The organism is Kitasatospora sp. NPDC004799, assembly GCF_040609095.1.
Lineage (GTDB): Bacteria > Actinomycetota > Actinomycetes > Streptomycetales > Streptomycetaceae > Kitasatospora.
Window position 1 is genome coordinate 39917 of the sequence record NZ_JBEXJK010000004.1, and the last position, 19992, is coordinate 59908.

At 75.5% G+C, this 19992-nt stretch carries 22 protein-coding genes; 10 read left to right on the forward strand and 12 right to left on the reverse strand.

Annotated features, from left to right (window positions below; all coding sequences use genetic code 11):
* Positions 1-24: 24 nt before the first annotated feature.
* The 3 genes from ABZW03_RS01205 (at position 25) to ABZW03_RS01215 (ending at position 2702) form a co-directional block, all read left to right on the forward strand.
* Positions 25-753, forward strand: coding sequence for an ABC transporter permease (locus tag ABZW03_RS01205; protein ID WP_355250245.1), 729 nt, complete (start codon positions 25-27; stop codon positions 751-753).
* Between the two features lie 66 nt (positions 754-819).
* Positions 820-2067, forward strand: a complete 1248-nt coding sequence (locus tag ABZW03_RS01210) for a sensor histidine kinase (protein ID WP_355250248.1) — start codon at positions 820-822, stop codon at positions 2065-2067.
* Positions 2064-2702, forward strand: a complete 639-nt coding sequence (locus tag ABZW03_RS01215) for a response regulator transcription factor (RefSeq protein ID WP_355250251.1) — start codon at positions 2064-2066, stop codon at positions 2700-2702. Before ABZW03_RS01210 ends, ABZW03_RS01215 begins: the two co-directional genes overlap by 4 nt.
* Positions 2703-2785: 83 nt before the next feature.
* Here ABZW03_RS01215 and ABZW03_RS01220 read toward each other — a convergent pair whose 3' ends face one another.
* On the reverse strand, positions 2786-3196 hold the full coding sequence (locus tag ABZW03_RS01220) for a PPOX class F420-dependent oxidoreductase (protein WP_355250254.1): 411 nt from the start codon (positions 3194-3196) through the stop codon (positions 2786-2788).
* 61 nt (positions 3197-3257) lie between these two features.
* Positions 3258-4568: an MFS transporter gene (locus ABZW03_RS01225; protein ID WP_355250257.1), complete on the reverse strand. Its 1311-nt coding sequence runs from the start codon at positions 4566-4568 to the stop codon at positions 3258-3260.
* A gap of 752 nt (positions 4569-5320) precedes the next feature.
* On the opposite strand from ABZW03_RS01225, the gene ABZW03_RS01230 reads away from it, so the two are divergent.
* Positions 5321-5977, forward strand: coding sequence for a hypothetical protein (locus tag ABZW03_RS01230; RefSeq protein WP_355250260.1), 657 nt, complete (start codon positions 5321-5323; stop codon positions 5975-5977).
* 77 nt (positions 5978-6054) lie between these two features.
* Here the strand turns inward: ABZW03_RS01230 and ABZW03_RS01235 are convergent, their stop codons facing one another.
* The 4 genes from ABZW03_RS01235 to ABZW03_RS01250 form a co-directional block, all read right to left on the reverse strand.
* Positions 6055-6924 (reverse strand): NAD-dependent protein deacetylase, encoded by an 870-nt coding sequence (locus tag ABZW03_RS01235; RefSeq protein WP_355250263.1) that lies wholly within the window; start codon positions 6922-6924, stop codon positions 6055-6057.
* A 10-nt stretch (positions 6925-6934) separates the two neighbouring features.
* Positions 6935-7207 (reverse strand): hypothetical protein, encoded by a 273-nt coding sequence (locus ABZW03_RS01240; RefSeq protein ID WP_355250266.1) that lies wholly within the window; start codon positions 7205-7207, stop codon positions 6935-6937.
* A 219-nt stretch (positions 7208-7426) separates the two neighbouring features.
* Complete coding sequence (locus ABZW03_RS01245) at positions 7427-8269, reverse strand: maleylpyruvate isomerase family mycothiol-dependent enzyme (protein WP_355250269.1); 843 nt, start codon at positions 8267-8269, stop codon at positions 7427-7429.
* 44 nt (positions 8270-8313) lie between these two features.
* Positions 8314-9780 (reverse strand): hypothetical protein, encoded by a 1467-nt coding sequence (locus tag ABZW03_RS01250; RefSeq protein WP_355250272.1) that lies wholly within the window; start codon positions 9778-9780, stop codon positions 8314-8316.
* Positions 9781-10033: 253 nt separating this feature from the next.
* Between ABZW03_RS01250 and ABZW03_RS01255 the strand changes: the two genes are divergently transcribed.
* Positions 10034-10732 carry a Tat pathway signal sequence domain protein gene (locus ABZW03_RS01255; protein WP_355250275.1) on the forward strand — a complete coding sequence of 233 codons (699 nt, stop codon included), beginning with the start codon at positions 10034-10036 and terminating at the stop codon, positions 10730-10732.
* A 112-nt stretch (positions 10733-10844) separates the two neighbouring features.
* On the opposite strand, the gene ABZW03_RS01260 is transcribed toward ABZW03_RS01255, so the two are convergent.
* Both ABZW03_RS01260 and ABZW03_RS01265 read right to left on the reverse strand, forming a co-directional pair.
* Positions 10845-11708 (reverse strand): TauD/TfdA family dioxygenase, encoded by an 864-nt coding sequence (locus tag ABZW03_RS01260; RefSeq protein ID WP_355250277.1) that lies wholly within the window; start codon positions 11706-11708, stop codon positions 10845-10847.
* Positions 11696-12259 (reverse strand): DUF6309 family protein, encoded by a 564-nt coding sequence (locus ABZW03_RS01265; protein WP_355250280.1) that lies wholly within the window; start codon positions 12257-12259, stop codon positions 11696-11698. Before ABZW03_RS01265 ends, ABZW03_RS01260 begins: the two co-directional genes overlap by 13 nt.
* Before the next feature lie 276 nt (positions 12260-12535).
* On the opposite strand from ABZW03_RS01265, the gene ABZW03_RS01270 reads away from it, so the two are divergent.
* From ABZW03_RS01270 to ABZW03_RS01280, 3 genes are all read left to right on the forward strand, one after another.
* Complete coding sequence (locus ABZW03_RS01270; protein WP_355250283.1) at positions 12536-13201, forward strand: TetR/AcrR family transcriptional regulator; 666 nt, start codon at positions 12536-12538, stop codon at positions 13199-13201.
* A gap of 127 nt (positions 13202-13328) precedes the next feature.
* The gene (locus ABZW03_RS01275; protein ID WP_355250286.1) at positions 13329-13523 is read left to right on the forward strand and encodes a DUF1918 domain-containing protein; all 195 of its coding nucleotides are present in this window, start codon (positions 13329-13331) and stop codon (positions 13521-13523) included.
* A gap of 51 nt (positions 13524-13574) precedes the next feature.
* The gene (locus tag ABZW03_RS01280) at positions 13575-14237 is read left to right on the forward strand and encodes a DedA family protein (protein ID WP_355250289.1); all 663 of its coding nucleotides are present in this window, start codon (positions 13575-13577) and stop codon (positions 14235-14237) included.
* Between the two features lie 24 nt (positions 14238-14261).
* Here ABZW03_RS01280 and ABZW03_RS01285 read toward each other — a convergent pair whose 3' ends face one another.
* Entirely contained in the window at positions 14262-15002 is a 741-nt protein-coding gene (locus ABZW03_RS01285; protein ID WP_355250292.1) for a PIG-L deacetylase family protein, read from the reverse strand.
* A 239-nt stretch (positions 15003-15241) separates the two neighbouring features.
* On the opposite strand from ABZW03_RS01285, the gene ABZW03_RS01290 reads away from it, so the two are divergent.
* Together ABZW03_RS01290 and ABZW03_RS01295 are read left to right on the forward strand one after the other, a co-directional pair.
* Entirely contained in the window at positions 15242-16261 is a 1020-nt protein-coding gene (locus ABZW03_RS01290) for an NADP-dependent oxidoreductase (RefSeq protein WP_355250295.1), read from the forward strand.
* A gap of 16 nt (positions 16262-16277) precedes the next feature.
* Entirely contained in the window at positions 16278-16670 is a 393-nt protein-coding gene (locus ABZW03_RS01295) for a MerR family transcriptional regulator (RefSeq protein ID WP_355250298.1), read from the forward strand.
* Between the two features lie 83 nt (positions 16671-16753).
* Here ABZW03_RS01295 and ABZW03_RS01300 read toward each other — a convergent pair whose 3' ends face one another.
* From ABZW03_RS01300 to ABZW03_RS01310, 3 genes are read right to left on the reverse strand one after another with little or no spacing between them, the layout of a single operon-like run.
* Entirely contained in the window at positions 16754-17968 is a 1215-nt protein-coding gene (locus tag ABZW03_RS01300; RefSeq protein ID WP_355250301.1) for an MFS transporter, read from the reverse strand.
* 5 nt (positions 17969-17973) lie between these two features.
* A complete protein-coding gene (locus tag ABZW03_RS01305) occupies positions 17974-18624 on the reverse strand; it encodes a GNAT family N-acetyltransferase (protein WP_355250304.1) in 651 nt (216 codons plus the stop codon).
* Positions 18621-19835, reverse strand: a complete 1215-nt coding sequence (locus ABZW03_RS01310) for a type III PLP-dependent enzyme (RefSeq protein ID WP_355250315.1) — start codon at positions 19833-19835, stop codon at positions 18621-18623. Before ABZW03_RS01310 ends, ABZW03_RS01305 begins: the two co-directional genes overlap by 4 nt.
* Between the last annotated feature and the right edge of the window lie 157 nt (positions 19836-19992).

Below are 19992 nucleotides of genomic sequence, written 5' to 3' on the forward strand. Positions count from 1 at the left end.
TTGGAAGGAGACCCCGTGCGGGCGATGAGCCGGCTCACGGCCGTGGAGTTCAAGCTCTTCCTGCGGGACCCGGCCGCGTACTTCTGGACGCTGCTGTTCCCGGTCGCCCTGGTGGTGATCATCGGCAGCATCCCGTCCTCCCGCGCGGTCGAGCCCGGACTCGGCCGGCGCGTCATCGACTCCTACACGCCCGTCACGGTGGTGCTGGCCTTCGCGATGACCGGCCTGTTCATCACCCCGACCTACCTGGTGGGCTACCGGGAGAAGGGCGTGCTGCGCCGGCTGTCGACCACGCCGGTCGGCCCGGCCCGGGTGCTGGTCGCCCAACTGGTCGTCCAGACCACCGTGGCGGCCACCACCACCGTCCTGGTGCTCGCCACCGCCCGTCTGCTGTGGAACGTCGGGCTGCCGGGCAACCCGGCCGGTTTCGTACCGACCTTCCTGCTCTCCGCCACCGCGGTGCTGTCCATCGGGCTGCTCCTCGCCTCGGTGCTCAGGACCACCAGGGCCGCCACCGGCGCCGGCAGCATGCTGTTCTTCCCGCTGATGTTCTTCGCGGGCCTCTACGTGCCGCGTGACGCGATGCCCGCCGCCGTCAACCGGATCGGCGACTTCACCCCGCTCGGCGCCTCCGTCCAGGCGTTCGGCGACGTGGCCCAGGGCCGTCCGCCGGGCGCGGCGGCGCTGCTGGTCCTCCTCGGCTACACGGTGGTCTGCGGTGTCGCGGCGGCGCGGCTCTTCCGCTGGGAGTAGGGCGTTCGGACCCGGGAGCAGAGCGGCGCATAGGTTGGGGGGTCCGTGACCAGTGGAGGGAAGCCGATGAGCAGCATCCTGAAGAGCGCCGAACCGATCGACCTCCGCCGCTTCCTCGTGCCCCTCCCCCTCGCCCTGCTCGGCGTGGCCACCGTGCTCTGCCTCGTGCGGCCGCAGGAGGGCGCGTCCACCGCACCCGTCACCGTCCTCCCGCTGGTCGCGGCGACCGCCGCGTGGACGCTGGCGATGTACACCCTGCGGTCGCCGCGGTGGAGGGGCCGCACCGGCCCGATGCTGGCCTACGTGGCGGGCCAACAGGTGCTGGCCGCACTGCTGATGACCCAGCACCCGATCTTCTTCGTGTTCGCCGTGATCGGGTTCGTGCAGGCCTACGACCTGCTCCCGCCGCTGTGGGCCTTCGTCGACGTCGGCGCCACCTCGCTGCTGATCAACCTGATCCCCGGCGGGGTGCCGGACAGCTCGGCGCGGATAGCGGTGGCGGCCGTCTCGGTCTGCCTCCAGACCTGTCTGATCGGCCTGTTCGGGAACCTGTCGTACCGCTTCAACGAGCGCAGCGAGGAACGGCGGCGGCTGGTGGCCGAGTTGAAGGCGGTGATCGCGGAGAACAACGGCCTGCACGCCCAACTCCTGGTCCAGGCCCGGGAGGCGGGCATCCAGGACGAGCGGCAGCGGATGGCCCGGGAGATCCACGACACCATCGCCCAGGGGCTGGCCGGCATCGTCACCCAGCTCCAGGCCGCCGACCGCGCGCGGCCGCGGCCCGAGCGGCGCGAGTGGCACCTCGAACAGGCCCGGGTGCTGGCCCGGGAGAGCCTCACCGCGGCCCGGCGTTCGGTCGCGGCGCTGCGGCCGGTCGAGTTGGAGGAGGCCCAGCTGCCGACCGCCGTCCAGGACCTCGCCCAGCGCTGGTCGGCCCGCGAGGGCGTCCCGACCTCGGTGGAGACCACCGGCGATCCGGTGCCGCTGCTGACGGAGACCGAGATCGCCCTGTTCCGGGTGGCCCAGGAGACGCTCGCGAACATCGCCAAGCACGCCGCTGCCAGTAGGGTCAGGCTGACCATTTCCTACCTGGAGGACACGGTCATGCTGGACGTGCACGACGACGGGGCGGGCTTCGCCGTGGCCGACCTCGACGGGCCGCCGCCCGCCGACGGCGCGAGCGGCTACGGGCTGGACGGCCTGCGGCGGCGGCTCCACCGGGTGCTCGGGACGCTGACCGTGGAGAGCGCGCCGGGGGCGGGCACCGCGGTCAACGCGAGCGTGCCCGCGATCCGCCGGGGCGCCGCCGGATGAGCGAACCGCCCTTCCCCGTACGGCTGCTGATCGTGGACGACCACCCGATCGTCCGGGACGGCCTGCGCGGCGCGTTCGCCGGCAGCCCCGAGTTCGAGGTGGTCGGCGAGGCCGGAAACGGCGCCGAGGCGCTCGACCTGGTCGCCGGCGCGCGGCCCGACCTGGTGCTGATGGACCTGCGCATGCCGGTGATGGACGGCGTCACCGCGATCCGCCGGCTCGGCGAGACGGCGCCCGGGGTCCGGGTGCTGGTGCTCACCACCTTCGACACCGACAACGACGTGCTGCCCGCGATCGAGGCGGGCGCCACCGGCTACCTGCTGAAGGACGCGCCCACCGAGGACCTGCTGCGCGCGGCCCGGGTGGCGGCGCGGGGCGAGGCGATGCTCTCCCCCGCCATCACCAAGCGGCTGATGGAGCGGGTACGGCGGCCCGGCCCGGGCGTGCTGAGCGCGCGTGAGCTGGAGGTGATGCGGCTGGTCGCCCACGGTTCCTCCAACAAGGAGGTCGCCGGCCGGCTCTACATCACCGAGGCCAGCGTCAAGACGCACCTGCTGCGGATCTACGACAAGCTCGGGGTGCGCGACCGGGCGGGCGCGGTCGGCGAGGCGTTCCGGCGCGGTCTGGTGACCTGAGCCGGAGCGCGCCGCCGACCGGGCCGCACCGAGCCGACCGGGCCGACCGGGACGGCCGGGCCGGGTCAGGACCGTCGAGCCGGTCAGGCCGTCGCGGTGCCGACCACCCTGGTCGGGCTGATCCGGACGACCACGCGCCGCACCTCCGGCGGGAGTTCGAGGTACTCCTGGCCGGCGCCGGGCCCCTCGTACTGCTCGGCGAGGGCGACCGCGAGGGCGCGCCCGGTGTCCTCGGAGACGGTGGCCAGGCCCCGGACCTCCACGTAGCGCAGCGGGTCGGCCGGGTCGTAGACGGTGAGGCTGGCGCGCGGGTCGCGGTGCAGGTTGCGCTCCTTGCGGCGCCCGGCGGCGGTGGAGACCAGCAGGTCGTCACCGTCGCGCCCGACCCAGACCACCGAGGTCTGCGGGCTCCCGTCCGGGTTGAGGGTGGCGAGGACGGCGGGGACGGGCGCGTCGAGCAGCGCGCGGACGGAGTCGTTCAGAGTGGCTGTCATCCGGCAGACCCTAACGGCCGATCCGCCGCGGCGCAGCCGGTCGGCCGTGTGACGCCGCGGATCAGGCGAGGTCGCGCCGGCGGCGGATCGGACTCGCCGCCAGGATCGCCGGGCCGGCCAGGCTGCACACCGCCAGCAGGAGCAGGGCCGTCCGCGGCCCCCAGGCGGTGGAGGCGGCGCCCGCCAGCAGCGCGCCGACCGGGATGGCGCCCCAGGAGACGAACCGGACGGTGGCCATCACCCTGGGCAGCAGCTCCGCCGGGGTGTGGGCCTGGCGGTGGGTGCGGCTGACGATGCTGGTGACCACGACGCCCGCCGAGAAGCCAGCGTTGCCGACGGCGAAGACCAGCACCGCCCAGCCGGAGCCGGCCGCCGGGAGCAGGAAGGTGAACAGCGCGGCGACCAGCGCCGCCCACCGCAGGGCTCCGGCACTGCCCACCCGGGAGACCACCCGGGGCGTGAGGGCGGCGCCGATCAGGCTGCCGAGGCCGCCGGTGGCCATCAGGGCGCCGACGGCGGCGGCCGGCGCGCCGAGGGCGTCGACCAGGAACACCGGGGTGAGCGTCATCAGCCCGCCGACGACGAAGTGGACCGCGGTGGCGTCGGCGGCGCACGGCCCGATCACCGGGTGCCGGGTGACGAAGTGCCAGCCCTCGCGGATCTGCGCCCGCATCCCCGCGCCGGCCGGCCGGCCTACGGGCCGCTCCGCGCGCGGCAGGCTGCGCAGCAGGGCCGCCGAGACCAGGTAGCTGACCGCGTCCAGCACCATCGCGGCGGCGCCGCCGACGAGTTGGACCAGCACCCCGCCGAGCGAGGGACCGGCCAGCTCGGTCGCGGCGCTGGTGCCGGAGAGCAGGCTGTTGCGGGCGGTCAGCTCCTCCCTGGGGACGATCGAGGGCAGGAGGGTGGAGTTGCCGACGTCGAAGACCACGCCCGCCAGCCCGACCAGCAGGGCGACCGCCACCAGCTGCGGCAGGCCGAGCACCCCCAGGGCGGCCGCCACCGGCACCGAGGCCACGGCCAGCCCGCGCACCAGGTCCATCACCACCTGGGTGCCGCGCAGCGGGAACCGGTGGACCAGGACGCCGGCCGGCAGTCCGACCAGCAGCCAGGCCAGGTACCCGGCGCCGGTGACCAGGCCGACCTGCCAGGCGGTCGCGTGCAGGGTGAGCACGGCGATCAGCGGGAGGGCGACGGCGGTCACCTGGTCCCCGAGCCGGCTGACCAGCGACCCGGCCCAGTAGCGCCAGAAGACGCCCGCCGAGGTGCGGCTCCGTGGCCCGTGCCCGGTCCCGCGGCCCTCCACGGTCGCCGTTCGCGCGGTCGGCTGTCGCGGTATCACCTCGCGCGCGGTCACGTCTCGCGCGGTCACGTCTCGCGTGGTCACGTCTCGCGCGGTCGCATCCACCCTCGGCCCCACCCCTTCTGTCGCAACCGGCAGCACTCAACGCCCGGTCGGGCTCGCCGTGTTCGCCGAGCACGCCCGTATCCCCTTCACCGCTGCTCTCCGACGCGGAGCTCCACCTGGCTGCCGCCGCACTGCGCCCGCCCACACGCGCGCTGGACGCCACCCGCACCGTGCGTGGGGTCCGCTGTTCGGTGGTCGACCCCGCGGGACCGGTGGAGGACGTCCTCGCACTGGTCGACGGGCTCACGGCACACTGACGGCGGGCCGCGACCGGGCCCCGCCTCCGACGCACCGGGCGTCCGCACAGTCGCCCGGGTCCTGACGCGTCCCTGCCCAAAACACCAGCCGCCCACACCCCGGCCACCAAACCCGCCACCGCCGCCCCACGGGCCGCTCCACCGCCGGGCGTGTCGGCTCCCGCCCTGGCCGGCTCCCGCCACGCCTCCGGAGGCCGTCGCCGGGACCCCGCGCACGACCGGTCACCCCGGCCGGGCCTGCCACGGCCGTACGAGGCGGCGCCTCGGGCACCTGGCGAATCCCGCCGGGCCATCCGCCGGACGCTCCCTTCGGCCACCTCGGCGCTCCCGCCGGAAGCCTCCGGGAGCTGTCCGGAGGGCCCGCTTCCAGATTGTGACGTGACCCTGTCTAGTTCGTTCCCGTCCTGGTGTGGTGGGATGAGGCCTCACGGGGATGAACCGCTGACGGGGGTGTGTGCTGTGCGGAGTGAATGGCTGCGGGAGCTGGACGGGGACGCGGCGAGCCTGACGGCCGTGGGGCTGGTGCGGCTGGGGGCGCAGGACCGGTTGAGCACGGAGGGCGGGGCGCCCGCCTGGGTGGGTGGGCTGCGGGCCGCCTCGTTCGCCGACGCCTGGCTGGCGTTCGGCGACGGGCCCGCGTCCGGGCTGCGGGCGCCCACGCCGGCGGTGCTGCGGGCCGTGGTGGCCCGGGCCGCGGAGCTGGTGTTGCGCTCCTGCGGGGAGGACGGGCCGACGGCGCTGGAGTGGCTGGGGCAGCGCTCGGCGGAGGCCCGCGAGCAGGCCCAGCGGGAGGGCGCCTCGCATCCCGCCGAGCCCTGCGCGCTGACCATGGTGTGGCACGGGGTCCAGGCGCTGACCGCCGAGGACGGGCCGAGCCACGCCCGCCGGATCGAGGAGCGCGGCGAGGCGTACGTGCGGGAGCGGCACTGCCGCCAGGACACCCTGGCGCTGGTGCTCTGCTGCACCCGGATCGCCGCCGCCGCACTGGTCGAGCTGTGCGAGGGCGATCCGCAACGGGTGGCCGGCTGGCTGGAACAGGACGCCGCACGCTCCATGCCACGCGGCGGCCGGGCACCCCTGTGGGTACCGGGCCGACCGGCCCAGCAGACCGGCTGACCGCACCGCTCAAGCTGTGCCGCTCGGGCCGTGCCGCTCACTGCGCCGCTCGGGCCGCACCGCTCAGGCGGGGCCGCTCACACCGCGCCGAGCTGTCGGGCGACCTCCGTCATGGCCGGTCCCAGCGGCAGGTCGAGCCGGAGCGCGGCGAGCTCGTCGCCGCGCGTCGGCCCCTGGTTGACGATGGCGACCGGCAGCCGTGCCCGGGCGGCGCGGCGGACGAAGCGCAGCCCGGACAGCACCGCCAGGGAGGAGCCGAGGACCACCAACGAGCTTGCCGCGTCGACCAGTTCGTAGCAGTGCTCGACCCGGTTCACGGGGACGTTCTCGCCGAAGAAGACCACGTCGGGCTTGAGCACTCCACCGCACTGCGGGCAGTCGGCGACCCGGAAGCCGTCCACCAGCGGCTGCGGCAGCTGCGCGTCGCCGTCGGGGCGCAGCTCCGCATCGGTTCGGCGGAAGCCCCGGTTGAGTTCCTCCAGCCGCCGGTCCAGCTCGGCCCGGGTGCTGGTGCGGCGGCAGCCGAGGCAGACCACCCGGCGGAGCCCGCCGTGCAGTTCGACGGCCTCCCGGGTGCCCGCCGCGTGGTGCAGGCCGTCCACGTTCTGGGTGATCACCGCCGCGACGTGCCCGGCCCGGTGCAGCCGTTCCACCGCGTGGTGCCCGGCGTTGGGCCGGGCACCGGCGATCGCGGGCCAGCCGGTGTGGCTGCGGGCCCAGTAGCGGCGCCGGGCGTCGGCGCTGCCGGTGAACTCCTGGTACGTCATCGGGGTGCCGCTGCGGCGCCGGCCGGTGGCACCGCGGTAGTCGGGGATGCCGGACTCGGTGGACAGGCCCGCGCCGCTGAGCACCACGACACCGCGCCGGTCGAGCAGCCGCACCAGGGCCTCCAGCCCCTCCCCCGGCGGAACGGCGGCCTGCCCGCCGGGGTGTTCGAACGCGTCCATACCGTCGAGGTTAGACCGACGGCGGCCCGTGCTCCGCCGCCCGGCCGGTGGGCTCCTCGGCGGCCCCGGCAGCGAAGGCCGTGATCCGCCCCAGAGTCGGGTTCCAGCCCCGGGTGGTGTCCACCGCCAGGCACGGGGCGTCCAGCGCGATCGGCCTCCAGGACTCGATCGGCCGCTCGCCGCGCGCGATGCGGCGCAGCGGCTCGCCGTCCACGTGGACGGCCCGGCCGGGCACCTCGGCGGCCCGGCGGACGATCCGCGCCCGGGCGACCTCGGGGTCCACGGTGCAGCGCACGATGCGCAGCTCTGCGAGGTGGGCGAGCGGGGCCGGTCCGGGCCGCCACAGTCGGTCCCGGTAGGCCGCCTCCGCCCCCGCTCACGACGAGCAGGCCCGGGCGTCGGTGCGCGGTCGGGGGTCGGTGCGCGGTCGGGGGTCGGTTCACGGTCGGGGGTCGGGGATCGCTCCGGAGCCGGTTTCCCCGCACGCCGCGGCCCGACCGGCTCAACCCCAGCCCGGCACCGGCGGCAGCGGCCACCCCGGCGGCGCGGGCAGCGGCCCGTCCGCCCGCAGGCCCGCTGCCGGGCCGCGGCCCGACAGCCAGGCGAGCAGGGCGTGGCCGGAGCCGCTGACGGTGGGGCCGGCCGGGGCCACGGGCCACTCGCGGCCGAGGTCGGTGGCCCTCAGCCGGGCGACCGGGAATCCGCGGGCGGCCAGCGTGGCCGCCGTCGCGTCGAGCGCCCAGGCGACGTACCCGGCGGGCCAGTCGGCGGTCGAGCGGCCGAGCCCGAGGTCGACGTGGTGGGTTTCGAGCTCCCGCCACGCCCGGTGCAGGGTGAACCACGCCGGGTGCCGCCAGCCCGCGAGGGCGGACACCAGGACGGACCACCGCTCGGCGGGCATCGCCCCGGCCGCCGCGGCCATCCCGTCCAGGCTGCCGCGCAGGTCCGCGACCAGCTCCGCGGCTCCCCGTCCGGCGCCCTCGTGCAGCGCGCGGTCCAGCGCGGCGGCGTCCGGGCGCGGCTCCGGCGCGGCGCCGGTGCGGGCCACGGTCAGCAGCCGGCGGTACGCGTCGGCGCTGCGGGCGAGGTGGGTGAGGACGTGGGCGCGGCTCCAGCCGGGCAGCGTGGACGGTTCGCGGGCCTGCCGGTCGGTCAGGGCGCCGACGGCGGCGAGGACCCGACCGGCGGAGGCGCGCACCTCGGCGAGCAGCACGGCCACCTCGCCCTCGCCGAGATCCGCGGGCGGCGTCACGGGCGGCACCCCCGGGCGGAGGCCACCGGCGCGGACCCCCGCCTCCGGCCCGCGGTCGCCCGGGAGACCACCGGAGTCACTCTGCTCAGCCATCCCGGGATTCTCGCAGACGGCGAACCACCCGGCCGCCCCGCCCCTCAAGGATGCTGCAGCGTGGGGTCGTTGAGCGCCGGGATGTTGTACGTCACCTTGCCGATGTCCGCGATCAGGTAGCCGCCGTCCGCCTGGCGCTGGAGCCGCAGGCGCGCGGTGAACGGCCGGGGCCACTGGTACCAGCCGCCCTCCGCGACGTAGACGCAGTCGACCGGGACCTCCAACTCGACCACCTCACCGGTGAGGTAGCCCGAATCGCGGTGGCCCTCGCCCTCCACCGGCCGCGCCGTCGTCCGCATGACCACCGACCAGCCCCGGCGCGCCGTCACCTCGGCGGGCCAGGCCGGGGCGTCCACCGCGCAGGCGTTCAACCCACCCCCGGCGGCTGCCAGTTGGGGCGTCAGATACCGGCGGACCCGGCCCAGGACGGCCGCCGGAGCGGTGTCTCCCCGAGCGGTGTCGAAGCTGCCCGAGGTGACCGCCCAGCCGGTCGCCACGGACTCCGCGTCGTGCTCGTCGACCGCCGGCGGCGGCGTCGGCACGGCCGGCCGGTCCTTCGGCGGGGCCGGCGGCCAGGTCTGTTCGGCCCCCGACGCGGAGGCGAAGGTGTAGCCGGCCGGGGCGACCGCGACCGCGGTGCCCGGGATCTCCTCCTGGTCCTGGTCGTAGCAGGGGTTGCACCGGATGCGCTCGCCGGAGCCCGTCCCGTAGTCGGTCTCCCAGCCCCTGCCGTAGGTCGACAGCTCGGTGCCCCGTTCGGTCCGCACCCCGGAGATCCGGAACGGGCGGTCGCCGTCCTTCAGCGTCCAGGTGTGGTGCTTGCCGTCGAGCGTGCCCTCGACGGTGAGCACGTAGTCGTAGCTGTGCCGGGCGGCGAGCACGGTGAGGCTGACGACCTCGGGCTTCCCCGCCTCCAGGTAGAGGTACTTGTCGGTGAAGTACGGCGCGAACGAGACCGGCCCGGCGGCCCCGATCAGCGCGACCGGGTTCGGGGAGTCCAGGTCGACGCCCATGTCGATCTTCTTGCCCTCGCCCTGCCCGGTGCAGTTCACGACCGTGCCGGGCAGCGGGTCGCGGGGCTCGCCCACGACGGTCGCCCGCACCTGCTCGATCGCCACGGTGTGGCCGTTGCCGACCATCGAGACCGAGAGCGGCGACGCGCCCACGTCCGTCCCGCCCTGCGCGTGCGACCAGGTCCGCGCGGCGCCGCAGCCGGTGACGGCGGGCAGCTCGGTCGGCTTCACCACCCGGGGGACGACCGCGGTCGTGGCGGCGTCACCGTGCTCGGGGTCGTAGCGGGCGCCGAGCTCCGGCCCCTTGCCGCCGTCCGTCGCGGTCAGCGCCCAGTACGTCGTACCGGCGCCCAGCAGCGCCAGGGCGCACAGCACGGCGACCAGCAGGCGCGGTCGCGGCCTCCGGCCCCCCATCAGCGAGAGCACGCCGCCCATGAACACGTTGCCGTGGATGGTGCTCTGGCTGATCCTGTTGTGCGTCTCGTGCTGATCGCCCAATCCACCCACCCCGTCCGACAGTCCGCGTCCCCCACCCTGCAGTTCCGGGCGGACGAAGGGAAGACCCCGACGGCCGGTCGCGTCGCTCGGCTTGTTGACGAAAAGTCAGCAAGTTCCGCCCAGCGCCTTGACGACGCACGGTCACGGCTGGACCCTGTGGACCCGGAAACGCCGCGCGCTCCCCGGTCCCCACCGCCCGGGAGCCCGCGAGAGGACGCCTTCTCGCCCCCTCACCGAGGAAGAGGTTTTCCCCATGCGCTTCAGCCGCCGCCCCTCCGCCACCACCACCGTCGCCGCCGTCTGCGCGGCCGGCGCGCTCGCCTTCGCCGCCGCCCCCGCCTCCGCGTCGCCCGCACCGCTCGCCGCCGGCCCGGTGCTCACCGCCGGGAGCGCGGGCGGTGCCGCCGTCGCCGTGGGCGACGCGCTCGCCGCGCCGCTCGCCGCAGGCACCAAGGCGACCTTCTACTCGACCGCGACCAGCACCACCGGCGTCACCTGCGCGACGTCGAAGCTCTCGGCCTCGGTGCTGAGCAACCCGGCGGCGCCGGGCAGCGCGACCGCCTCCCTGACCGGGCTGACCTTCGGCTCGTGCACCGCCAACGTCACCGGGGTCACCTCGGTGCGCAGCCTGACGGTCGGCAACCTGCCGTACGGCCTCACCGTCTCCGACGCGCCCGGCCTGCCGGTCGCCCTCACCGGCGGCTCCGCCGGGACGATCCAGGCCACCGCCGTGCTGGACAGCTGGTTCGGCACCCTCACCTGTTCCTACCAGCTGAGCGGCGCGTTCACGGGCAGCGCCGACAACGCCGCCCACAGCCTGGCCTTCCGCACCGAGCACTTCGCCAAGAGCGGCGGCTCGTCGCTCTGCCCGGCCGACGGCTACTTCTCCGCGACGTTCGGACCGCTCGCCGACACCAGCCAGGCGGGCAGCCCGGCGGTCTTCGTCAACTGAGTCGACCAAGTCGCCGAGTCGCTGAATCGCTGAATCGCCGAGTCGGCCGACCGCCCCCGTGGCACCACCGGGGTGGGTGCGGCAGCGCCGCCGCACCCACCGCCCGGCGTCCTCACCGCGCCCACTCCTCCCCCTCGTTCACCCAGACCCGCAGCATCCGCCGGGCGTACGGCCCGGGCTCGTCGACGAACGGCGAACGCCCGTGCAGCACCCGGCTGTTGCGGACGATCAGCAGGTCACCGGCGGCCATCGACAGCCCGAAGGCGGTCTCCGGGCGGTAAAGCACCTCGTCCAGCACCCCGAGCGCCTCCCACTGACGGTCCGTCAACTCCGGTCCGCCACGGTCGGGGGACGAGCGGACGGTACGGGTCTGGTAGTAGCAGCCGACCGTCCCGTCCTTGCGGTCGTACAGGATCGGGGTGACGACCACCTGCGGGCCGGGCCGTCCGCTGCGGTCGAAGGTCCAGTCCTCGCGGAGCGTGGCCAGCGCGTCCGGCCGCTCCCGCTGGATCAGGTCGTGCACGTGCCGGGCGCTCGCCAGCCTGGTCAGTCCGCCGCCGTCGAAGGCGGGCCGGAGGCAGAGCAGGACGAGCAGGTCGCAGGTGTCGCAGTGGAGGCCGAGTTCGGTGCCGCCGTCGCCGCCCTGGTCGCGCAGCACCGCGACGAGGTCGCCGCGCCCGTTCTGCGGGACGATCCGGCCGAAGTCCCGCAGCAGGAACGAGAGCACCTCCGTGGCCTCCCGCTCCGGGCGGGCCGGGTCCACCAGGCCGCGCACCTGGGTGACGCCGACCGAGTCGACGGCGTTCCGGGCGAACTCCCCCAGCCGGTCCCGCACTTCCACGCCGGATTCCCACCGCCCGGCCCGGGCGTCGGCCCGTAGCAGCCGCCGGTCCCGCTCCCCCAGCGGGAGCGACCAGAGCTCCCGCCGGGCGTCCAACTCCAGGCTGCTCCAGCCGATCTCGGTCACCGCACCCATGGCCCTCTCCTCCCTGTCGGCCCGCCGACCGCCCCCGGGTCACCCACCAGGTAGCCGTCCAGCAGCGCCCGCTCGGGCAGCCGTCCGGCCAACTCCCAGGCCAGCATGCGGTGCAGGCCGTCGAGGTGGATCAGCCCCGACCGCTCCTTCAGCTCCTCGTAGTCGGGATGGTCGACCGGGGCGGTACTGAGGAACAGCGGCGTGAACGGGGCCCACCGCAGCAGCCGCAGCTTCGCCGCGCAGACCGGGTTGGCGGCGCCCCAGGCCGCCCCGCCGGCCCGGATCCGGTCCGCCGCCTCGGCCACCGTCGAGCCGGAGCGCGGTACCAGTTCGAGCTCCCCGCCCTCGCTGAGGTGCCAGGGCAGCACGACGCCCAGCACGTCCGCCCGGGAGAGCCGGACCCGCCACCAGCCGCCGGGGATCCGCCCGGCCCGCCCGAGGTTCTCCACGGCGTACCCGTTGCTGTTCGCCTCGTGGGTCCGCCCCAGCGGGTGGTCCCGCAGGTAGGCCTCGCGCACCTCGGGGTGGCCGACGGCGGTGACGATCTCCACGGCAGTGCTCCTCAGACGGTTCCGGTGGGTCCGGGCGCCCCGGCTGGACCGCGATCACCACGAAGAGGCACGCGACGATCACGCAAGGTAGTACGCCCCAGGAGTATGAACCCGTCCTCGCGTCCACGACAAGGCCGATGCCGACCCGTGGACGCCTTCCCGCCACCGTGCCGTTCAGCTCCGGCCTCCGCGCGACTCCCGCCCCACGGGGGAACGCCGGGCCGCGAGCGCCCCGGGGATTCGCCGCCGCAACTGCGGATGCGGCACAGTGAGGTCATGAACGCGGGAGCCAGGAGTCAGCAGTCGGCCGGACCGGTCAGGCGCCGCCCGGTCCAGCAGCGCAGCCTGGAGCGGTACGGCCGCATCCTGGACGCCTGCGCCGGGCTGCTGGACGAGGTCGGGGCGACCGCGCTCACCACCAAGGAGGTCGCCCAGCGCGCCCGGGTGCCGATCGGCACCCTCTACCAGTTCTTCGCCGGCAAGGAGGACCTGCTGGCCGCGCTCGCCACCCGCAACCTCGACCACTACCTCCAGCGCCTGGACGCCCGGCTGGCCGCCGCCGCACCGCTCGACCCCGCCGTCTTCACCGACCTCGCGGTGGAGGAGTTCGTGGCGATGAAGCGCGCGGTGCCGGGCTTCGGCCAGCTGGACTTCGGGCTGGCCGGCCCGGCCGTCCCCACCGGCGTCCGGGACGACCGGCACCTGCTGGACGCCGGCGTGGACAACAACACCGCCGTCGCGCTGCGGCTCCAGGCGCTCGGCGGCGAACTGTTCCGGGCCGGCGGCCCGACCGCCATCGTGACCCTGCGGGTGGCCCTGGAGGCCGCCGACGCGGTGCTCAAACTCGCCTTCCGGGAGGCCCCGGACGGCGACCCTGCCCTGATCGCCGAGTGCAAGCGGTTGGTCCGCGGCTACCTCGCGCAACAGCCCTCCGCCCGCTGACCCCCGGCCCCCGCGGAGCCCGGGCGGCCCGCCCGCCCGAGGCGTTGCGAGCCCGCCGCGCCCGCAGCACAGTGGATAGCGGAACGGTCGTGGCAGCGGCCGGCACGCACGACCCGAGGAGCAGACCATGCACGCAGCGGTAGGTGACCAGCTCCACATCCACAGCAGGTCGGTGGGCATGGTGGACCAGAAGGGCGAGATCATCGAGGTGCGCGGCATCGACGGCGAACCGCCGTACGTGGTCCGCTTCGAGGACGGCCACGAGGGTCTGGTCTACCCCGGCCCAGACTGCAACATCGACAGGCGCCAGGTGGAGCGCTGACCCACACCCCCACCGCCCCGCGCACCCCCCCGCGCGAGGTGGTGAGGAGCGGTGTCCGCCCCCACACCCCCGCTGCCCGGGGCACTCGCCGGGCTCGCGCCACTGCTGGACCACTACGGGTACCTCGCGGTGGCGCTGCTCGTGCTGCTGGACAACTGCGGCATCCCGGTGCCCGGGCAGACCGTCCTGGTGCTGGCCTCGGTGTACGCCGGTGCCGGGCACCTGGACTTCGCCGCCGTGCTGCTGATCGCGGCCGGCGCCGCCGCGCTCGGCAACGCGCTGGGCTACCTGATCGGCCGCACCGGCGGGCGCGCCTTCGTCCACCGCTGGGGCCGCTACGTGCTGCTCACCCCGGCCCGGATGGAGCGCGCGGACGGCTTCTTCGCCCGGCACGGCGGCAAGGTGGTCACGGTCGCCCGCTTCGTGGACGGGCTGCGGCAGTACAACGGGATCATCGCCGGGACGACCGGGATGCCCTGGCGCCGGTTCCTGCCGTACAACCTGCTGGGCGCGGTGCTGTGGACGGCGGTCTGGGGCACCTTCGGCTACCTCGCCGGCGCCAACATCGGGACCGTCTACCGCACGGCGCTGCGCTACCAGGTCTGGTTCGCGGTCGGGCTGGGCCTGCTGGTCGCCGCCCTCCTGCTCCGGCAGGTGCTGCGGTACCGGCGCCGGCGCCGCGCGGGCGAGGACGGCGGCGCCGGGCCCGAGTAGCCCAAGGGGGCAGCCCGAAGCGGATCAGCTCAGCGGGAACACCTCGAACGGCACCGCGAAGCGCGTCCCCAGCCGGCTGCCCGCGCCCCGGCCGAAGCCCTCCAGGAACTCCCGCGGCTCCGCCATCGCCCCGCCCAACCCCGCCAGGTACGCCCTGTGCTCCTCCAGCGAGGCGACGCCCCGGTCGAAGTGCTCGGTGGTGTCCACCGCGTGCTTCGCCTCCGGCGAGGCCGCCGCCCAGATCTGCCGCACGCCGTTCCACGGCTCGTGGCCCTCGGCCAGCAGCTCGCGGAACACCCAGCGGTTCCCGGCGTCCCTGACCCCGTCCAGGGTGGCCCGGCCGACCGCGATGTGGTCGGCCTGGTTGAGGAACACCCCGCCGTAGGTCTCCCGGAAGTTGCTGGTGATCACGATGTCCGGCCGGTGCCGGCGCACCGCTCTGGCGATGTCCCGGCGCAGCGGCAGCCCGTACTCCACCACGCCGTCCGGGTGGCCGAGGAACTCCACGGTGTCGACGCCGACCACGCGTGCCGAGGCGAGCTGCTCGGCCTCGCGCAGCGGCCCGCACTCGGCCGGGTCGAGCGAGTCGATGCCGGCCTCGCCGCTGGTGACCATCACGTAGACGACCTTCTTGCCCTGCGAGGTCCAGCGGGCGACGGCCGCGGCCCCGCCGTACTCCATGTCGTCGGGGTGGGCGACGATCGCCAGCGCGGTCTGCCAGTCCTCGTCGACGGGCTCGAAGGGCTCGGGGGCCTGCTCGGTCATCCTGCTCGTTTCCTCTCACTGCGGATCACTGCGCTCACTGCGGCTCATGGTCGTACGGACGCACCGCACTCGCACATCCGTACCACGCGTGACTCTAGAAGACCCGCTTCCCGCACGCCCCGTCAGACACCCTCGCACCAGAGCCGCTTGCCCCTGACGCACGGGTCAGGGGTTAGCGTCCGGGCACCGCGCGGCGGCACCGGCCGCCGCCCTCCCCCTCTTCTCCGAGGAGCGCCGCCATGGCCCTGCCCACCACCGCCCGCGTCGTCCGGCTGACCGCCGCACCGTCCGGGCTGCCCACCCCCGGTGACTTCACCGTGGCCGAGGAGCCGCTGCCGGCGCCCGGCCCCGGGGAGGTGCTCGTCCGCAACCGGGCCTTCCTGGTCTTCGCCGCGCTGCGCACCCTGATCGGCGGTGGCGCCTCCGGCCCGCAGTTGCCGCACATCCGGCCGGGGGACGCGATGTTCGGGCCGGCCCTCGGCGAGGTGCTGGCCGCCCCCGCGGACGGGCCGCTGCGCCCCGGCGACCTGGTCACCCACCTCGCCGGCTGGCGGGACCACGCGGTCGCCGAGGCCGCCCGGTTCACCGCCGTCCCGGCGGACTTCCCCGATCCGGTCGTGCTGGTCTCCTCCGCCTCCTCCGCCTACGGCGCCCTGACCCGCACCGCCGGGCTGCGCCCGGGCGACGTGGTGCTGGTGACGGGCGCGTCGGCCTCGGTCGGCACGGTGGCCGGGCAGGTCGCCCGGCTGCTCGGCGCCTCCCGGGTGATCGGCACCACCCGCTCGCCCGCCAAGGCGAAGCGGCTGACCGCCGAACTCGGCTACGACACCGTGCTGGTGCCCGGTGGGCGGCCGTTCGCCGAGCAGCTGGCCGAGGCCGCGCCGGACGGGCTGGACGTCGTGCTGGACCTGGTCGGCGGCGAGCAGCTGACCGCCGCCGTGGACACGGCCCGGCGCGGTGCCCGGTTCGCCCTGGTCGGCGCGCTGGCCGGCCAGCTCGATCCGGAGCGCCCGGGCGGCGACGCCCCGGCCGTGATCGACGGCTTCCGGGTGATCACCCACGGCCTGACCCTGCGCGGCTTCTCCGGGTTCGACCACCCGGACCTGGAGGCCGAGTGGCGCGAGCGCCTGGCCGGCTGGCTGCGCGCCGGCGAGATCACCCTTCCGCTGACGTCGGTTCCGGGCATCGACCGGGCCCCCGCGGCGTTGACGGAACTGTTCACCGGGGACACCTTCGGGACCACCATCGTGGAACTCTGACGACCAGGGAGCGGGCATGCGGATCGGGGACGCGGCAGCGGCGGCGGGCACCACACCCAGGGCGCTGCGCTTCTACGAGCAGCGCGGGCTCCTGCACCCGCCGGCCCGCTCCGCCTCCGGTCAGCGCGAGTACGGCCCGGCCGAGGTCGCCCGGGTCCGGGTGATCCGCCAACTCCTGGCCGTGGGGCTGACGGTGGACGACCTGGCCAGCCGGGCGCACCGCCTCGACCTGCTCGGCGAGGAGCCGCCGCACCGCTGCTCCGAGTCCCCCGGGCCCGACACCTTCGCGCCCGTGGTCCACGCCCGGCTGGCCGCGCTGGACGCCGAGATCGCCCGGCTCACCGCGCTGCGCGCCAAGCTCCTGCACCACATCGCGACCGGCGGGGCGGAGGTACCCGCCGGGACCTGACGGGGGCCGGCCTCCCGCGCCGGACACGCCCGGGACCTCCGCGACGGGGGTGCGCGAGGTCCCGGGCGAGCGTACGGGGGGCGTCAGGTCGGGTCGGCGGCGAGCTGTGCCTCGGCGGGGGCGGCGGGGGCCTCCTGGCCGGGCCAGCTGATCCGGGTGGCGCAGAGCGCGACCACGGCGGCCGAGGCCGCGACGGCGGCCATGCCCCAGAGCAGGCTGGTGGCGCCGGCGATGAAGCCGATCACGGCGGGGCCGGCCAGCAGGCCGGTGGTGCCCATGGCCGCGACCAGCGAGAGCGCGTCGGCGCCCTGCCGGGCGGCGGCGACGTAGACGCACGGGGTCACCGCGGCCACGCCGAGGCCGACGCAGGCGAAGCCGAGCAGGGTCGGGACGACGCCGCCGACCGCCAGGGCGAGGGCGAGCCCGGCGCCGGCCAGCAGGCTGCCGACGCGCACGATCCGGCCGTCGCCGAAGCGGGTGCGCCAGCCGTCCGCGAAGATCCGGGCGCAGACCATCATCACCGAGACCACCGCGATGCCCATCGGGGCGAGCCCGGCGCCGGCCTGCACGTAGTCCTTGAGGTAGAGCGCCGACCAGTCGTTCATGGCGCCCTCGGTGACGGTGCCGAACACCATCGCCAGGCCCATCCAGAGGGTCGCGACGGTCGGCAGCACGAAGCCGCGGCGCCGCTTCTCCCCCTGCTCCGCCGCCGGTTCGGCGGCTTCGGCCGGGCCGTCCGCCAGCAGCCCGGGCCGGGCGGCCAGGACCAGCACCGCGAGCAGCGCGGCGGCCAGCCCGAAGTGCACCGCCAGGGAGCCGGTGACGGAGGTGACGCCCGAGGCCAGCAGCGCGGCGAGCAGCGAGCCGGCGCTGAAGGTGGCGTGCAGCCGGGACATCGTGGTCCGCTCGAAACGGGCCTCCAGCGCGGCGCCCTGGGCGTTCATCGCGACGTTCAGGCAGCCCACCGCGACGCCGTCGAGGAACAGCACCAGCAGCGTCACCGGGTAGTTGGGCACCACCGACAGCGCGAGCAGGATCACGCCGAGGGCCAGCGCGGACAGCACCGAGAGCGGGCGGGAGCCGAGCCGCCGGGTCAGCACCGCGACCAGGGGGAAGGACACCGCCGCACCGATTCCGCAGGTCATCAGCAGCAGGCCGATCTGGGCCTCGCCCAGGTCGAGCCTGGCCTTGAGCGCGGGCACCCGGGAGACCCAGGTCGCGTACTGGAATCCGAGGACGAAGAACAGTGCGCCGATGGCCACTTGGGACCGACGGAAGTCGTCGCGAACGGGGGACATCGGTATCAGCCCACTTCGGCTCTGGAGGGCGGCCCGGGAACCGGGTCGGTGGAACGCGGCCCGGCGGCCGGGTCGGTGGCGTGCGGCAGCGGCGGCCGGACCGGGACGGGGTCCAGCGGCATCGCCATGTAGACCGCCCGGGAGCCATAGCTCTCGGGCAGCTCGATCTCGGGCCGGGCGCGGTAGCCCAGCGGGGTCCACAGCACGTGCGAGCCGCGGACGGCGACCAGCGAGGCGGTCCGGTAGCCGGCCGCCCGGGCGGTCTCCTCCAGGTGCCGCAGCATCCGCTGGGACAGGCCCCGGCCGCGCAGCTCCTCGGAGATCACCAGGTCGTGCGCGTGCATGTTGGTCGGCCGCCCTCCCGGGCCGGTACCGTCCTCGCTGGTCCCGCCCGCGCCGCTCCCACCTGCGCCGCTCCCGTCCTCGCTGCGGCTGAGGTCCGGGCAGCGGAACAGCGGGTACGGCAGGGCGAGCAGGTAGCCGCCGACGCCGCCCCGGTGCTCCAGCACGAAGCAGGTGTCCGGCGAGGCGCGGTGCCGGGACCGGAGCGCCTCGCGGCCCTCGGACAGCCCGCTGGCGGCGTAGGCGCGCTCCTCCAGCGCGACCACGGCGTCCCAGTCCTCCTCCCGGAGCAGCCGGATGCGGTCCTCGTTCATGCGCTTCCTCCGTCGCGGCGCCCGCCGATGCAGGTGTGCGGCAGCGGGGCGAAGCCGTTGAACCCGCGGGTGGCGTAGGCCGTGGCGTACGCGCCGCAGGAGTGGATCCAGACCGGGTCGCCGGAGCCGATCGCGCGCGGGACGCGCACCCGGCCGCCGTCCTGGGCGTAAGCGTCGTCGCTGTCGCAGGTCGGGCCGGCCACCACGGCGTTGACGAACTGCCCGCCGGGGTGGGTGGGGAACTCCAGCCGGTACTGGAGCTGGTCCATCTCGTACAGGCCGTTGAACTTGCCGCAGCTGAGGTAGAGCCAGTCCTCCCGGGCGCCGTCGAGGCGGTGGCGGGAGGTGAGCCGGGAGACGTGGGCGCGGATCGCGCCGTGGTCGGCGACCAGGTGGCGCCCGGGCTCCAGCAGGAACTCCAGCGGTGCGCCGTTGACGGCGTTCAGCCGTTCCATGCCCTCGCGGATCACCGCGAACATCTTGTCCAGCGGCGGGTCCAGCGGGCGCCCGCTCCGGTCGAGGACGCCGAGCGCGGGCAGGCCGCCGCCGAGGTTGATCCGGGTCGGGGTGATGCCGCGCCAGTTGAGCGCCTCCAGCACGGCGGCCAGCGAGTCGATCGCGGCGCCCCAGGCCTCGGCGGTCATCTGCTGCGAGCCGACGTGCACGGACAGGCCGGACGGCACGAGCCCGGCGGTACGGGCTTCGCCGAGCACCCGCAGCGCGTCCTCGGGCGAGCAGCCGAACTTGTGGCTCAGGCCCCACAGCGCGCCCTCCCCGGTGGTCGCGATCCGGCAGAACACCCGTGCTCCGGGGGCGTGCTCGGCGATCGCCGCGACGTCCTCCAGGCTGTCGGTGGCGAAGTCCCGCACGCCCAGCCGGTGGGCCTCGGCGATGTTGCGGTCGGACTTGACCGTGTTGCCGTAGTGGACCAGCTCGGGCGGCACGCCGGTGCGCAGCGCCTGGGCGATCTCCGCCGGACTGGCCGCGTCGAAGCCGGAGCCGAGCCCGGCGAGGTGGTCCAGCACCTCGTCCACCGGGCACGCCTTCATCGCGAACCGGACGGCCACGCCGGGCAGTTCGGCGAGGAGCGCGGCGTACTGGCGGCCGATGCCGTCGAGGTCGTAGATGATCCGGTCGTCGGTGCCGGCGGCGAGTGCGGCGCGCAGCGCGCCGTGGTCGTGGCCGTCGGGGCGGGGTGCGTCGGCGGGCACCGCGTCGGTGTGCACCACGGGGGCGGCCGGGGCGCGGTGGGCGGGCGGGCGGCCGCTGTCGCGGCCGGCCACGCGGGCCGGCACCCCGGGGTGGCCCGGGGCGGTGGTGGTGGTCTGGCGGGTGACCTGGTGGTGCCCGTCCGGGTTAAGCGGGAGG